Below are 16,181 nucleotides of genomic sequence, written 5' to 3' on the forward strand. Positions count from 1 at the left end.
GCACTGGCATTGCAGGTTGATACATTGGCATTGCAGGTCAAAGTGTAAAGCAGCTTTACAAGCCTTGTGTGTACACCGTACCTTGTCAAGGAGAGAGAACTAGATTCCTGTTTTCCCTTAATTTTCGGGGGGATTAAGGGGGATAATTTTACCAAGGGGAGGGTGCGCGACAGCGACAGCACGGGTAGGGCATTTTTGTACCTCGCTTTCCTTGAAATTTGCTGTATTAATGCCAATAACTACAGCATCTCGACTGATTAATTATCAATTGCTCCCATTAGTTTTAATGCTATGCGTTGTGCAGACGTTAGCCCTGTTACATCTGTGATATTCAGCCCTGCACAAAGTTTATAGCTGATTACCCGCACACACTCGCCAGTAGTTGCGTCCCAAATACGGATGGTTTCATCATTACTGCCACTGACTATAAGTTCTCCGTTGAGGGAAAATGCCACTGACATGATTCCATTTTCATGTCCAACAAAGGGTTGACCAGTGGGATGACCATTCACATCCCACAACCGCAATGTTTTGTCCCAACTGCCACTGACAATGAGTTGACCGTCAGGCGAAAATGCCACTGATCTAACTCCATTTTCATGCCCGACAAAGGGTTGACCAATGGGGTGACCATTTACATTCCACAGCTGCAACGTCCTGTCATCACTGCCACTGACAATGAGTTGATCGTCGGGGGAAAACGCCACTCCCCAGACTTTATCCTCATGCCCGACAAAGGGTTGATCAATGGGTTGACCTCTCACATCCCACAATCGCACCGTGTTGTCAAGACTGCCACTGACAATGCGCTGATCGTCGTGGGAAAATGCCACTGAACTGACCGTAGAATCATGCCCAACAAAGGGTTGACCAATGGGTTGACCATTCACATCCCACAACCGCAATGTTTTGTCCCAACTGCCACTGACAATGAGTTGACCGTCGTAAGAAAACGCCACAGATCTAACTCCATTTTCATGCCCGACAAAGGGTTGACCAATAGGGTGACCATTTTTTACATCCCACAATCGCAATGTTTTGTCATAACTGCCACTGACAAGAAGTTGACCATCGGGAGACAACGCTACTGATATGACCCCATCTTCATGCCCAACAAAGGGTTGACCAATGAGCTGACCATTCACATCCCACAACCGCAATGTTTTGTCCCAACTGCCACTGACAATGAGTTGACCGTCAGGCGAAAATGCCACTGAATATACTCCAGAATTCTGCCCAACAAAGGGTTGACCAATGGGCTGACCATTTACATCCCTCAAGCACACTGTGTCGTCATTACTGCTAGTGACAATGCGCTGACCGTCGGGGGAAAACGCCACTGAATTGATCCTATTTTTATGCTCAACAAAGGGTTGACCAATGGGCTGACCATTCACATCCCACAGCTGCAGTTTGTTCCAACTGCCAGTGACAATGCGCTGACCGTCTGGAGAAAACGCCACTAAATATACCCCAAAGTAATCCTCAACAAAAAATTGACCAATGGGCTGACCATTGACATTCCAAAACCGTACTGTTTTGTCATCACTGCCACTGACAATGCGTTGACCGTCGAGGGAAAACGCCACAGATCTAACTCCATCTTCATGCCCAACAAAAAGTTGACCAACGGGTTGACCATTCACATCCCACAACCGTACTGTGTTGTCATTACTGCCACTGACAATCCGCTGACCGTCGGGAGAAAACGCCACTGAATTGACCCGATCTTCATGCCCAACAAAGGGTTGACCAATGGGCTGACCATTCACATCCCACAACCGTACTGTGTTGTCATTACTGCCACTGACAATCCGCTGACCGTCGGGAGAAAACGCCACTGAATTGACCCTAGAATCATGCCCGACAAAGAGTTGACCAATGGGCTGACCATTCACATCCCACAACCGTACTGTGTTGTCATTACTGCCACTGACAATCCGCTGACCGTCGGGGGAAAACGCCACTGAATTGACCTCATCTTCATGCCCCTGAAGGAATAATAAGACCCTGCCAGAGGATGCTTCCCAAACCTGTATAGTACCGTTACTATCTCCAATCACCAATTTTTTGCCATCTGGAGAAAATGCCATTGACAAGACCGTTTCCAGAACTGGCGCAAAGACTGAGTTTGTGAGATCCGCTCCCATCAAATTTATCCACCGCAAACTGGCATTAGCAAAGTTTACGTCTGTAATAACAGTATGGCTGAGATCAGAATTTTCTAGACTAAAAGGATTTCTTTCTAGTAATAATTTCACTAGGTTGCCACCCATATAACCCACCTGAGTCTGGGTTTTGCCACGGGTTAATTGAATTAGTCTGAGCAATTGTTGTTGAAATCTTTGCTCATCTAACATTGGCACAGCTAAATCCAGCACAGCTTTTGCCAAGGGAGCCGTACCAAAATAATTAAATAATTTTTCTAAAGATGCTTTGGCGAATGAACTTAGCGCTGCTAAAGGGAGCGGTTGCTTATCTTCCCCGCACTGTCGTTGGAAGTATTCTGACCAAGTGTAATCCTGTGGTGGAACAGTATTGTCTAAACAAGACTGTGCTTGAGCCAGTTCTGTGAAGTCGGGGGCTAGAACGCCTAGCTCTGCTACCAGCTTGTAGGCAGCAAAAAACTCCAATAATGAACGATGGGCAGGACTGTAGTCTCCTTCCGCATTACGGATTAGCATTGTCTGCCCCATCATGTCGTAATGCCAGTGGTCTAAATCTTTTTTTTCTTGGACTATAGAAGGAAATAAACGCCGAATCCGGTCGGGAAATTCTTTGTAGTTGATGCTCATCTGCTCTGTTGAGAGCATTTCCCACGACAGTTCACACAAAAAATAGAGCTTATCTGCCAATGAGGTAAAGGTGCGCTCGGCTTTGATATCTCTCTGCATCTTCTGCCGCACAGCATATAGATATACCCGTGATATATCCACTGGTTTGCCCGCCTCAATTTCTGGCAAGGCTTCTATAATCAGTTCCGTCATTACCGGACGACGTGCCAAATCCCGCAGTATCGGATTATTCATTATCCGTTCTACGGTCTCTGGTTCAGCACGAAACGCTAGTACCTGCCGAATTTGGTCATCATCAAATTTTTCTAACTCCAGCACTTCAAAGCGCGGTGTCTCAAGAGGCAAGTTAATTGTAGATGCTTGCAACTCCGCACTTAGCAAAGCCCTTCCTTCTTTAGCTTCGGGGAAATGTTCGGTGCGACAGGTGAGAATTACCTTTGCCCCTGGTACTACTACTTTCGCCAGTTCCCAGAAATTGTTGATCATCTGTTGGCGATTGACTCTAGCTGCCATTTCATCAAAGCCATCAAAAATCAACAGCAGCTTTCCCATGCGGTTGAGTTGCTCAAAGGCAGAATAACTAGGCAGTGGGATTTCATACTTACGAAAAAAGAATTCTGAAAACAGCGATTCCACACTGACTGCTTTGGCATAGTCCCGTAAAGGAATGACTAATGGTAGACGTGGGCGTTCTACTCCCCGGCGTTGAGCATCCCGATAGCGTTGTAGGGCAGTCCAGGCATAATGCAACCCAAACCAAGTTTTACCAGTGCCAAATTCACCCAAAATGGAAAGGTGTTCTTTGGCAGGATCATCAAGCCAGCGCTCAACATAACCATCAATCCAACCCTCAGCTTGAGCATAACGGCTCATGCCCATTTTCTGCTTTGATTTGGAATTGAACTCCTCTTTGGTACAAGCTAGGGGTACGTAGGTGCGGTCAATTCCCCGTTGCTTGATTTCATCTTCTAGCCAGTTGAGGTAGCCACTAAAATCGGCATCTTGATCTAACAACTCATCAAGGGTGTAGCAGAACAAATCCTGATTTTCTTGTTTGTTCACCTCATCTTTGGCAGCCGGACTGACACGGCGGTTGGTAATTAGCCAGCCTACATCTGTTTTTCGAGCATTTACTGACTGTCGCAAGGCAGCAACATCTGGCATTCCGGCTTCTCCGGTGATGCCGCGCACCAAAACTCGGTTATACCGCTTTTTCCCTACAGGGTTAATGACATTAATAATCCACTCAAAATAATTTTCATTGTTAATTTCATACTGTTCAAAGTCATAGCGTAAGGCAGTGAACCAAGCCCGCAATTGCTCTGCCAATTTAGCTGTCTGATTTAGTTGACTCGAAGTTTGTACAGCAGATTCAACAGCTTGCTTATTTGTTGTTTCTTTCCTAAAGAAAAGATTAATAGACCCCAAATTGTTGGAGGTGAATTTTTGGGGTGCTGTTTCTAATTCCTGCCGCAAGAATGTTACTAGTGTTTCGTTCGTCACCCATTGGTTAGAGAGAGGTGCTGAGTCAAAGCCCCGCAAAATAGCGCCAGTGAATACGCTACTGGCTCCGCCCACGTTTTCATAGGCTGGCTCAAATTCTCTGGAAGCAGCAATAAAACAGCGATCGCGTGTATTTCCGCGATCGCCTGGATCAGCTTCTGTAAAATTGAGTAGTTCCCCACTGTAACAACAGTCCAACCAGATAATCTGCTGCCGTACTGGACTTTCCTCTAACAATTCCCGCAGCCACTTTAATCGCAGTCCCCAGTTCCCTAAATCAGGATTGGTATCAGTAGTTGCCAGAAATCCATCTTTGATGCGTCCATCTTTACGAAGACCATGCCCAGAGAAATAGAATAGAGCTGTATCTGGAATGCTTCTGCCTTCAGGATAAAATAGTTGTTCTAAAGCCTTTTCTAACTCTGCCACCTTGACTTCCTGATTCTGTGCTATCCGTGGAGCATTATTTTCAAACGGATCTAGGAATTGGGGCAATCGCTTGACATGAAAATTTCCAGCTTCACTGAGTCGCTTGGCGATCGCTTCTGCATCGTTAGCAGGCGATCGTAAGGGTAACAATCCTGAAAAATTGTACTGATTAATGCCAACAACTAAAGCATCCCTACTCATTAATATGCGACTTTTTGTAAAAATTTGAGAAATTTTATCAATATTCTAACTATTGTTTGATATTAATCGGATCTCACAGGCAATAATCGAGTAAATTTTCCTTACTAAATATTTACCCCTGAAAGTCACTTTTCCTTTAGAGGCGTAAATATTGGTCTGTCGCGATCGGAACCTCGCAATAAATAAATTGTCAATTGCTGACCTAACTCTTTTTCCTGCTTAGGATTAATAGGTATTGCCCAACGAAGAGATTTGTAAAGTTCTAAGCGATACAAATCAAACGCAGATTCCAACAAGCTACAGTAGACACCTGCCGCATCAACTGCCCAATAATAAGCAAATATTAACCCCAGTAATGCAGCAGGAACAACCCACCAAGCCCAAACAGTCCATACGATAAATAGCAAACTCCAGAGCCAAAAACGGGCTGCTGTATTCAAGTTTGACCGTGCTTCCTGTAATTCTTTTTTTACTCCATCCGGTAATACTAGCCAAAGGCGAGACCAGCAAATTACAGCATCCAAGCCATACTTATCAAAAGGGCGGCTTTCAGATGCTCTAAGAATATTACCTAACTTTGTAGGCATTAATCTATTAGATTGAGATGGAAACTGCATAAGTTGTCCATCCAGCGTCACATATTCCTCTAATTCCTCGTTAGTTATAACTTGTTTATCTTTTTTATCAGCCAGAGTTTGCCAACGCTCGTCTTTTCGTGCCAAATGAAGCTTTTTTTGCTGTATCATCCAGCGTCGTAAGAAAAGGAAGGGATACAGCCAACCAGGCCAATAGCCTTCTAAAAATCTTAAAACAAATAAATCGAACCTTTGAACCACAAAAGCTGAGACAGCAATAATCAGTAAACCACTTACCATCACAGCAATTAGTAAAGATCTATATTTTGAAGCAGATATTGGTTGACCTTTACCTGGAAGTGGCTCAAAACCTTTTGATACCTGTTTGTCACTGAGAAACTCAGCCATCCAGTTGCGAGTATTTGGGTAACTTTTGAGCTTTTCCAAAATCTGCTCATGGACTTGCCCCCCTACTTTAGCTTCTGCCAACAGTTCAGACAATTGGCGGTCTAGTCGAACCGCATCATCTCCTAAAAGTTCTGGAAGAAAGGGACGAATCGAACGGGTTCCCTCCAGAATATCTTCAGGTTCAAACACCACAACTTAAAACCTCATTATGTAAGTTTAATGGCTAATTTTTTACATATACACTGAAACAGATTAACATATACGACTACTATTTGATTTTTGAAAAGATATGTAGGGTGCGTTACCAACAGCGTAATGTATTAAAACATAAAGAATGGTGCTGCTTTCCATGTTCAAGAACAGCTTGTCTCAACAGATAATTTTCTTAACTGAACTGTATTTCTCTTGAACATGCAGTGGGGACGCACACTTCAGCTGTACGCCCCCACAAATGAATGTATCCACCGAATTGAAATATGTGATTTAATTTATCGAATTGCTCAAAAACACGATGCCGATCGCACAAAAAGCGAAGCCAGCAAGGCTGATTTTCCAAGGTGAAATTCGGTTTATTTCTCCCATACCCATCGCAACACCAATTTCTCTGGCACTCATGGCAATCGCAAACAGAGTTAAGGTAATGCCTAGTACATAAGCAATTACTGGTATCATTCCTACTCCAGTAATAGATTTAGCATTAGCGTAACCCTGAAATAAACCAGCACTGATGCCCACCAGAGCAAGCACCAAAAAGTTTAGTTGATTTGGCATCATCAGCATAGTACCAAAAACAATGATAGAAATGGCGATGGCTATTTCTGTGCCTGTTAAATTTAGCTGAAATAAATGAATTACAATACCCAAAATTGTTGCGAAAACAAAACATCCAGCGATCGCAGCCCCACGAACAAACATAGATGAGAGTAAGCCAATGGCAACAATACCAACTAAACAATTCAAGCTAATTACTGGATTTGCCAATCCCCAGAGAAAGGCTTCCCAGGCGTTAGAGATGCTATGGTCAACTGGTATACCACTCAATGAAGTGAGTAGGCTAATTAAAATTAAAGCTGCGATCGCCGCAATATGGCGATCCATGAACTTTGAGGTATTAAGTTCCCCCCAAGTACGGGATTCTGATAATTTAGTCTTGAACATTGCTATATACCAAATTAGTTTTTAGGTAATTTATACTACCCACCTACCCCAAAAAACTAACGCAGTAATTACGCCAGTACAGCACGGCGTAAATAAACATACCATTTCAAATGGCGCAAAAGTCCGGAATACAATTCTTTTGACTTTTGACTTTTGACTTTTGACTTCCGCCTTGCGGTACTAGCTTCACTAAATTATCTAAAGCCAAGTTGATTTCAAAGTGAAAAGTCTGAGTGCAGGCTAAAAACTTTCTCTTATCCTTTAAACCACACAACAGGCTGTTCCTATATCTTTTTGACGATGTACTCAACTAATTGTTGAATCATTTGGGCATCTGTTTCACTTATTTCCAACTCAATTCTATTACTTTGTTGTGGAGTACTAGCATTACTACTATATATACGGCGACTCAAGCCTACGGGACTATTCTCATAAAATGTTATATAGAATACACATGCTGCTACATACGATCCAATCGGGCTAGGGTGGCTTTGATCCGAACTGTAAAGGTTTAATTTCAGATTCGCTTCTTGAATTTTTTGCCAAGCTATTCCCACAGGTGCAACTTTAGCTTTCAGTTCTTTAGCAATGCTCATGTAAGCATCAGTCAATATCTGTTGCGTTTCTGGTTGATTTTGCTTTGCCCAAGTCAAGTAAAACACTGTTTGGGAATTAACTCGTTTAATTTCAGTATCAAACAGAGTAGCGTACTTATACATTTCCTTGGGATTGGTAATTGGTAAAGTACTTTGCTCTTGCAGTACTACGTAATCCCAGCGTTTTGCTTTCAAAAGCCTGAGTGCTTCACCACGTTTCCAGTGGTTTTTGAGTGTAGCTCCACCAATCACAACCATTTCAGTTTCTAATTTTTTAGGTGCTTTCTTTGAAGCAGCCAACTGTTGTGTCAACAAAGGAAGATCGTTGAAATAGGTATAGCTGTTGCCAATAAATAAAACTCTGATTGCCTGCTGTTCAGCTACTGGGAAGGAATTTGCCTGAATCTGCCTTCGTAACACCTTAAACAAGACAATTATCATAAAGAAGAATAAACATACATATATACTATGTTGGTGTTGCTCATCATCCATGAAATCTTTGCAGTATAACTTATTTTTGGACTTTTCAAACATCTTCTAAAGACATTCAAGAGTTATCAGCCATGAAATTGATTTTTGATCCACCGATTCCTGTGAAAATTCAAAAGATGAAGGAACGGGTGCGGTGGATGCATCCAAGTTTTGTGCAACGGGGAATTGACCAAACTAGTATAGTTATTGACGATCGCAGACAGGATAATCCAGAATTTTCCTTTATGGTTATCGGTGATTCTGGTACTAAATCCCATTCTCGACACCACCCCCAACGAAAAGTTGCCGAACTGATGCTGACTCACCGCGATGATTGCAGCTTTGTGTTGCATACTGGCGATGTCATCTATGTGGTGGGTTCCCAAGAATATTATTCAACAAACTTTATTGAGCCTTACCGGGAATTTCTTGTCGGTGGTGACAACCCGAAAGGCATTCCTTATGACCGCATGGTGTTTAATCTACCGTTTTTGCCAGTACTTGGTAATCATGATTACTACGATGTGCCGTTGATGTACCGTTTATTTACTGGCACAACATCGTCACTACGTCGCCTGTTTCGCTATAAAGATATCGAGATTGGCTGGCATGGATCGTATCAAGGTAATGCTTATGCACGAGCATTTATGGACTATACTCAGGCGATATCTCCACAAGAGTTAGAACATCATTTAGATCGGCACTACACTGCAAAGACCGACACAGGGCGCTGTTTGCGTTATGAACCTGGACAGTTTACCCGTTTACCCAATCGCTATTACACCTTTCGTTACGGCGGGATTGACTTTTTTGCACTCGATTCTAATACTTTTAATACACCATCACCTTTACCTGCAACTCAAGAGGGGGAAATTTACCGTCGGCAATTACAAAAGCGTCGCCAGGAAATAGATCGAGAAGAATTAGAGATTTTGGGAATATACGATCGCCTCAACCCTGATAAACCCACCGAAGCGGAACAACTTGATGACCTTAGTGCCAAATTAGACCAAATAAACGAAATCAAAATCGACATTGAAAAACAACTAGCATCTCATCAAATGCCTGCGATCGACTTTGAACAACTTGAATGGTTGCGAAGCAGATTAATCGAATCTTGGAATACCTCCCAAGTGCGCGGACGTGTAATCTTTTTCCACCATCCTCCTTACGTCACAGAAGCTACCAAATGGAATCAGGCACAAACCTTGGCGGTTCGCCACCGTTTGCGCTGGGTGTTTGAACAAGTAGCAGAAACTCTTGGTTCTCTAATTAAAGAACGTCCCATAGTCGATTTGATTTTAAATGGACACGCTCACTGTTTAGAGCATCTTTGCACAACTAATACCGGATTTGCAGACTCGCACATTAACTGTATTATCTCTGGTGGTAGCGGTCATCGTCCCCGCTATCAACGGCGAGAAGGAACTGAATTGATGGAAACTTTTGCTGAGATTGCAGGTAAATCCACTCGGAAAGTTGCGGATTCAACGCTATTTGTGGGCCGTCATAACTACAATTTCCAGAACCGACTGCCTTATTCATGTGTGCGGATTGATGTTCTCGATGGTAGCCCGCCCAGGTTTATCATCAGACCGTTGATTACAGAACGGTTTGAACAAAAGTGGCATAACACGGAACTTAAACCTTTTGTTATCTAAACGGGATACGAAGTAATTGAACTACACCATTCCTCATCTCACTTGAAAATCAGGCGTTGCATAGTTGCGGGATGATTTAGTAACTTCCAAAATTCTCCCCTTGCTTCCCCTGCCTCCCCTGCTTGCCCCAATTCATCCCACTGTTCTGCAACGCCGAAAATCAAATCTCAGTGCTGCTGGGTTGCTTTGAATGATTATATTGGCGAATTTTTACCAAATGCACCTTTGCATTGAGACAAAAGCTAGGTATATCCTAATCTTGAATAAAGTTATGATAATTTCAAATTATGGCAGGACATAGTAAATGGGCAAATATTAAGCGCCAGAAAGCGGTAGTAGATGCAAAAAAGGGAAAAACCTTCACTCAGTTATCTAGGGCGATTATCGTTGCGGCTAGAAGCGGTGTACCAGATCCGGCGCTGAATTTTCAACTTCGCACGGCAGTTGACAAAGCAAAGGCTGCGAGTATTCCCAATGATAATATTGAACGAGCGATCGCTAAAGGTGCAGGGACTTTTGGCGGCGATAATGCTACCTTTGAAACGATTCGCTACGAAGGTTATGGCCCTTGTGGTGTAGCGATTTTAATTGAAGCCCTCACAGATAATCGCAATCGCACTGCTGCTGACTTGCGTGTAGCTTTTAGTAAAAATGGTGGCAATCTTGGTGAAACAGGTTGCGTTAGCTGGATGTTTGAACAAAAAGGCGTTTGTGTAGTGCAGGGTGTACTTGACGAAGAACAGCTTTTAGAAGCATCCCTCGAAGGCGGTGCCCAGTCTTATGAGATGACTGAAGATGAGATGGCTGAGGTATTTACTGATATTGTAAATTTAGAAACCCTTAGTCAAACACTCAAAAATCAAGGCTTTAAGGTAACTGATGCCGAATTGCGCTGGATTCCTAGTAATAGTGTAGAAGTTACCGATCCCGAGCGGGCGCGATCGCTTTTCAAGTTAATTGATACTCTAGAAAGCTTGGATGACGTGCAAAATGTCACAGCTAACTTTGACGTAGCAGAAGAATTGATGGCTCTCAGCATTTTTTAATCAAAATTAACCCAGGTATCATAGCCAAATTACAGTTATTTGGATGATATCTAAATTGTTACATTTAAGATTGAAATGCCAGCAAGTATTTTTTAGCTAAGTATTCCACGAACCTATCCTACTAATAATCTTTGTGCTACAAAACTTAAACTTATTGAGAAATGAAAACGAAAAATTAAGGTTTTGAAGCATATTTTACGACAAAAAGTAGGGATTTTTAGAATAGTGAGATAGGTTCACGTCAGATCCAATACGATTCGGTTAAGGTTTTTTGATGAAAATTCTAGCTCGCTAAAGATGCGATAAATCATCATTGTAGAGACGGCGATTCATCGCGTTTCTTGCCTTACCCGAACAGTATTGACGTAAGTTTTATATTTGATAGATGTAAAAATAGACATGAAAGATTCATATCAATTACAAACTTATGACATACGTCTATCGGATAGTTAAATTGTTGATTACCTGATGAGGATTTTCAAGTGAATAAGTTCGCTAAAGCTTTACTTTTGGCTCTAATTTTTGCTGCGCCTGTAACCGCTTTTTCATCTCAAGCTCAAGCTAAAACTATCCATCATACTAGCGTAAAATCTGCTAAAGTTCATCATAGGAGACATCACAGACATCATACTAAAAACCTAGCTCATAAAATTTATAAATAGTTACTATTAGTTGTAAATTGGTGCAAGACCGTTGCTCCAATCCAAACTAAAATCCAAAATTCATGCAATTTAAAAATGTAGGAAAAATAGTCCTCGCCCTTAAGGGCGGGGTCTCAATTATTTTTGAATTTTGAATGCAAGAATTTTGAATTGGAGCGAAGCGACGGTCAATAAGCAAACATACTTAAAACATTGATGAAAATGGGGTTGGAAAACATGATTTTTGAGCAGGCGATGCCTACGGCAGGCTATGCCTACGCTTAATCTTGATAGGTATGATTCATTCTTTCCCCATAAGCTCAGTACCGAAGTCAACTTTTTATCCACATTATTTCTAAATTTTCAGTATAATTTCTAATTTACAAAAATAAATTTATCTTTATCTCTCACTGATGGATGTACACCCGCTCCTAAAGTTAACCCAAAGCTACCACTGGTTCAGATATGCGTTCCAAAACGGCTCCCCATCAGCGATTGCAATTGGTGTGGTGTTGACTTCTGAGTAATGCCTTTATTGATATAGAAAATTTCTATTTGCTTAGATCCAAAAGGGAGGACTAGGCAACTTAGCAATTAGGCTACTTAAGTTTTTTACATCGTGTCGAAACCAGTTATGAATCCATAAACAGTAATGGTCAATAGCTTGTTGTTGTGTAAGATTACCTAACAGTTCTGATGCTATTGAATGGCTAACCCAAATACCAGACATAATTGCTTTGAGAACGCCATGACTTGATGTTGGGTCAAGTACCATTGCTGCATCCCCAACAAGAAAGTAACCATAGCCGGCTGGTTGTGAAACAATTCGCCATGTAACATTAGCGGCCCGCATTGCTTGGTAAATCTTTAACCCAAGGAATTCATTAGGTAGCCAGTCTTTTGCGATTTTTTGCTCTACAAATGATAAGCGCGTCCATTGATAAAGTTGGGTAGGCGTAGCCCGTCGTAGACATCGCACTTTCGCAGTCCACGTCCAACCACAGGAGTCAGCAACGATCGCTGGGGCATGATCTCGCACTGGGCATTCTCCTGTTACATAACCATAATATGCAATCAGACGCGGAGAGTGATATTGGATTTGTAACCCTAATTGTTGAGCCAGCCAATGATGATCTCCGGCAGCATCAATGATTTTAGCTGCCCAAAAAGTTCCTTGGGATGTCTCAACGCCAGTTACTCTGCACCCATCCATAACTAAACGGGAAGCGCGGCAAGGTTGTATAACCTTAACACCGATTTCTCTTACCCGATTAAGCAAAATTGCATCAAAATCGGCTCTCCAAGCTTGAAATCCGAGCCATGCTCCCGAATCATCTTCGCCAAAAGGAACAAACTCGCTTTCGGCTGACCACTGTACCCAGTTTCCTTGGTGGCGAAGAAAGCCAGCTGCTAACACTGGCTCAAGTACCCCTAACTGCTTAAGTAGTGGTTCAACACCAGGGTGTAATGTTTCACCAGGGTGTGTACGAGGAAATGGCTTCGACTCAATCAGAATAACTTTTAGCCCAAATTGGGCGCAGCCAATAGCAGCAGCACAACCTGCGGGCCCACCCCCAACTACAATTACATCAGGATTAGACACGTCTTCTAGACCAGGTTCCATTGCCGCGTTTCAACAGAATATTCACTGGTGTAACAAACAGCGTCACAGTTTCTTCGATTTTAACTAAGCGTTTTCGAGAATTTTCTGGGTCTAAAAATGAATTTCCATGACGATAAATCTCAAACCGATAGATATTTCCACCAAGCCTAGTTTGTGTTTGAGTTTGTGCCTGTTGTAATTCAGAATTGGTCGGTTGCACTGGTTGGAACGAAAACACGCTCCATTTTCCCCTATCTTCAGGTCTGATCCTTAAGACTTCGTAAACATTCGCCATTGCCAACACTCTGGCTTCGTATTCACGTACATCAACCTTAGCTGTCAATGAGAGCGAAAATTTCTTCTGCAAAGAACTCTCTACATAATCTGCATGAGCAAAATCTGAATACTCTATCAACTCTTCGCCATCCTTGGTGACGCGTCGAGGCCCAGAGATTCCATCCCACGGTAAATTGCCAACCTGACCAATTTCTGCATCTGTTAACGGGCTAACGGTGGGCCAAATAGGATTTGGCTGAAACGTCCGGGCTGCATCAGGAGCTACAGCGGGCCAAAATGTACTAAGTGCAGCACAAAGTTTGGAGTCCTCTGGAAAAGGACTGCCTAAGCCGTAGCTTGCTAAGTGTTCCACTTCGTTGGTGCGATCAAAACTCACATCCCAACCAGGAGCAAACACTCCAGCTGCCGCATCTGGAAGATATGCTTGTCGGATTGTTGGGGAACCAGTCAACGGCATTTGTCGCACCGAATCCTGACGGGGTAAAGAGACAATTGCAGTTACAGTTTTATCTTCTGGTCGAAAATCAACATCTTCTAATTGCAGGTTGGGAGCAAAGCGATTGTCAGATAATGTTTCTGGGGAAACTCGCCAGAGATTCTGTCTGAGTTTGCTAGGTACTGACTGCTCTGTCCATTCTAATAGCTCTCGCTGGTCGCAACTGGGGAAAAAATCTGGTGCTGTCACCAGGGAATAGGCTGGCACGTTGCGAGGAATTGCCACCGCTAACTCTGGACATATTGCTTCAATCGACCCATCGCCTGTAAAGTCAAGGTAGTGTTGAGCATCGTACCCACCTGCTTTCACAACCGCTTCCACATCTTTCTGGTCGTTAAGATTTTCTTGTTGACCATTGGGCAATATTTTATGGCGGACATGAACATACTCTGGAGCGTGTCTTGCTTCTGTCGTTTCATCCGCAGGAATTGCTAGGCTAGAAGATAGGGTTGGACTATTCGGTGGAACCTTAAAGGTGAGCAGCTTTCCTTGATAAGTAGCTGCTTCAATAAGATTTGGCTGAACAACTGGAACTAAAAGCCCTGTGCCAAAATCAGACACTGTTGTGAATTCAGCAATGCCTTCTGTAAAAATAAATGGCGGGTTGCTAATGTCTGGTTCACCCCACCCTGTGTTTTGGAGCACTAAATGAATTCGCCGCAGTTTTTGATTGACATGATGAGCATTCAAAGTTACCTGTAAGTCAAAACCACGAATGCATTCTGTACCGTTGAATAGCTTGTGCAGGGGAACCCAGAATAGTCTGCTATTATCTCCATCCTGAAAACGCAACGGGCCGAAGGCATCTCGATTACCAGTGCGTTGAACTGCAATATATGCAGAATAACGTGTTGGCAAGACGCGAAAAGTCTCTTTTAAGTCATCTTCCACGGCTGGGATAAATCCGCGCAGTTTATCACTATATAGTGGTTGAGCGGTTCCGACTCGCGCCACACCTGTGCGCGAAAAACATAGATCAGCGTGCTGACGGTGGACAGTTTCCGAAGCCGGGCGATATTCACAAGCAAACACAGCAATCGCTAACGGTTGTCTTGGAGCCATAACTTGCAAATCTTGTAAAGAAGGAGGCTCCACTCCATAAACAAAATTTTCAATAATTTCGAGTTCCGCTAGGGTGGGATATGCACTGAGATTGGCACTTACAACATTAGGTGAAGCCAAGGCATGAAACAGCAAACTCCGAGATGCATTTCCTGCTTCTATTCCTCGTTTCCCTTCAAAGGCAAAATCTTCAAACCCTACTATCTGACGATTGATAGCTGATAGTTCTTTAGTTAATTCCTGCTGGAGGTTTGTTGCGGTGATATCTAGCCCTTGCTCGAGTAGCAAGTCTCGCCAACCAACAGAGGCTAGGCGCGAGCAAACCTGTTTAACTTCATCAATGAGAGCCATAACCTGTATCCTCAATTCTATAGGACGCTTTAAATAACTAGCGTATGTATTCTTTATTGAGCAGCCTAAGCATTAATTAAAAAATGTCTTATTTACTACATATAAAATCACAAAACTAGCTTTTTTGGGATTTATAGTGATTTTAATACTATTGCTCCTTGATACGTAAATATAGAACTATGATCATTGGTGACAAGTTAAGCCTGTAACTGTTTTGTCAAGAGGCTTTCAGAGAATTATTGAGAAAAAACTGGTCAGACCCTGGTTGAAGATCGGGAAAAAAAACGACAATTAACTTAACGTTTGGTTTTCGCTGCTGTTTGATAATGCCTAAATCTCGATTTTGGGGGTCAGCAAAATATAATTAGTAGCGATCGCCTAATCATACTTGCCACTATCCAATTTAGTCTTCAAAACATATATGAAAGCAGACTATTTAGAAGAATCACTTTTTCGTGAGTTGGAGGAGCGTTTGCTTCAACCTGATGTCCGAAAGTCAGCTAAAGATATCATGGATTTACTTGCTGACGAGTTCATTGAATTGGGAATCTCAGGGCGTGTTTTTAATAAACAGCAAATTATCGAAAGCTTGCAGAATGAACCCATCCAACCCCTGACTCAAAGATTGATAACAGAATTCAAAACGTTAGTTTTAGCAACAGGGGTTATTTTAGTAACTTATCGTATAGTCAGACATATATCTGGTGAACAACCTGTTCATTCGTTGCGAAGTTCCATCTGGAAATTAAACAACGATCAATGGAAAATGATCTTTCATCAGGGCACTGTGGTTAGAAAATCATCAGTGCGGTATGAGAAGTAATTGCTTGAGATTATTTAAAGTCAAAGTTTTGCATAAAAAAGACTCAAGCATTCCTGCCTGAGCCT

10 protein-coding genes are annotated in these 16,181 nt (G+C 42.6%); 3 read left to right on the plus strand and 7 right to left on the minus strand.

Annotated features, from left to right (window positions below):
- Positions 1 to 257 precede the first annotated feature (257 nt).
- The 4 genes from V7K56_RS14635 to V7K56_RS14650 all read right to left on the minus strand — a co-directional run bounded on the left by V7K56_RS14635 (position 258) and on the right by V7K56_RS14650 (position 8,157).
- A complete protein-coding gene (locus V7K56_RS14635; protein WP_334911616.1) occupies positions 258 to 4,928 on the minus strand; it encodes an eIF2A-related protein in 4,671 nt (1,556 codons plus the stop codon).
- A gap of 125 nt (positions 4,929 to 5,053) precedes the next feature.
- Positions 5,054 to 6,103: a hypothetical protein gene (locus tag V7K56_RS14640; protein WP_334911618.1), complete on the minus strand. Its 1,050-nt coding sequence runs from the start codon at positions 6,101 to 6,103 to the stop codon at positions 5,054 to 5,056.
- 291 nt (positions 6,104 to 6,394) lie between these two features.
- Positions 6,395 to 7,069 carry a HupE/UreJ family protein gene (locus V7K56_RS14645; protein WP_334911620.1) on the minus strand — a complete coding sequence of 225 codons (675 nt, stop codon included), beginning with the start codon at positions 7,067 to 7,069 and terminating at the stop codon, positions 6,395 to 6,397.
- Between the two features lie 284 nt (positions 7,070 to 7,353).
- Positions 7,354 to 8,157, minus strand: a complete 804-nt coding sequence (locus V7K56_RS14650; protein ID WP_334911622.1) for an SGNH/GDSL hydrolase family protein — start codon at positions 8,155 to 8,157, stop codon at positions 7,354 to 7,356.
- Between the two features lie 71 nt (positions 8,158 to 8,228).
- Between V7K56_RS14650 and V7K56_RS14655 the strand changes: the two genes are divergently transcribed.
- Positions 8,229 to 9,797, plus strand: coding sequence for a metallophosphoesterase family protein (locus tag V7K56_RS14655; protein ID WP_334911624.1), 1,569 nt, complete (start codon positions 8,229 to 8,231; stop codon positions 9,795 to 9,797).
- 38 nt (positions 9,798 to 9,835) lie between these two features.
- Here the strand turns inward: V7K56_RS14655 and V7K56_RS14660 are convergent, their stop codons facing one another.
- Positions 9,836 to 9,961: a hypothetical protein gene (locus tag V7K56_RS14660; protein ID WP_334911626.1), complete on the minus strand. Its 126-nt coding sequence runs from the start codon at positions 9,959 to 9,961 to the stop codon at positions 9,836 to 9,838.
- Between the two features lie 123 nt (positions 9,962 to 10,084).
- Between V7K56_RS14660 and V7K56_RS14665 the strand changes: the two genes are divergently transcribed.
- Positions 10,085 to 10,843 carry a YebC/PmpR family DNA-binding transcriptional regulator gene (locus V7K56_RS14665; RefSeq protein ID WP_334911628.1) on the plus strand — a complete coding sequence of 253 codons (759 nt, stop codon included), beginning with the start codon at positions 10,085 to 10,087 and terminating at the stop codon, positions 10,841 to 10,843.
- A 1,200-nt stretch (positions 10,844 to 12,043) separates the two neighbouring features.
- Here the strand turns inward: V7K56_RS14665 and V7K56_RS14670 are convergent.
- Together V7K56_RS14670 and V7K56_RS14675 are read right to left on the minus strand one after the other, a co-directional pair.
- Positions 12,044 to 13,108: an NAD(P)/FAD-dependent oxidoreductase gene (locus tag V7K56_RS14670; RefSeq protein WP_334911630.1), complete on the minus strand. Its 1,065-nt coding sequence runs from the start codon at positions 13,106 to 13,108 to the stop codon at positions 12,044 to 12,046.
- Entirely contained in the window at positions 13,080 to 15,293 is a 2,214-nt protein-coding gene (locus tag V7K56_RS14675; RefSeq protein ID WP_334911632.1) for a hypothetical protein, read from the minus strand. The genes V7K56_RS14670 and V7K56_RS14675 overlap by 29 nt, the downstream gene beginning before the upstream one ends.
- Before the next feature lie 421 nt (positions 15,294 to 15,714).
- Here V7K56_RS14675 and V7K56_RS14680 point away from each other — a divergent pair, with 421 nt between their 5' ends.
- Positions 15,715 to 16,116 carry a nuclear transport factor 2 family protein gene (locus tag V7K56_RS14680; RefSeq protein ID WP_334911634.1) on the plus strand — a complete coding sequence of 134 codons (402 nt, stop codon included), beginning with the start codon at positions 15,715 to 15,717 and terminating at the stop codon, positions 16,114 to 16,116.
- The last annotated feature ends 65 nt before the right edge of the window (positions 16,117 to 16,181 follow it).

The sequence above is a fragment of the Nostoc sp. genome, from assembly GCF_036917535.1.
GTDB lineage: Bacteria > Cyanobacteriota > Cyanobacteriia > Cyanobacteriales > Nostocaceae > Nostoc.

Excerpts from the sequence above, each read along its gene's own strand:
- V7K56_RS14650 (WP_334911622.1), bottom strand. The coding sequence starts at position 8,157 with ATGGATGATGAGCAACACCAACATAGTATATATGTATGTTTATTCTTC.
- V7K56_RS14655 (WP_334911624.1), top strand. The coding sequence starts at position 8,229 with ATGAAATTGATTTTTGATCCACCGATTCCTGTGAAAATTCAAAAGATG.
- V7K56_RS14675 (WP_334911632.1), bottom strand. The coding sequence starts at position 15,293 with ATGGCTCTCATTGATGAAGTTAAACAGGTTTGCTCGCGCCTAGCCTCT.
- V7K56_RS14665 (WP_334911628.1), top strand. The coding sequence starts at position 10,085 with ATGGCAGGACATAGTAAATGGGCAAATATTAAGCGCCAGAAAGCGGTA.
- V7K56_RS14635 (WP_334911616.1), bottom strand. The coding sequence starts at position 4,928 with ATGAGTAGGGATGCTTTAGTTGTTGGCATTAATCAGTACAATTTTTCA.
- V7K56_RS14645 (WP_334911620.1), bottom strand. The coding sequence starts at position 7,069 with ATGTTCAAGACTAAATTATCAGAATCCCGTACTTGGGGGGAACTTAAT.
- V7K56_RS14670 (WP_334911630.1), bottom strand. The coding sequence starts at position 13,108 with ATGGAACCTGGTCTAGAAGACGTGTCTAATCCTGATGTAATTGTAGTT.
- V7K56_RS14680 (WP_334911634.1), top strand. The coding sequence starts at position 15,715 with ATGAAAGCAGACTATTTAGAAGAATCACTTTTTCGTGAGTTGGAGGAG.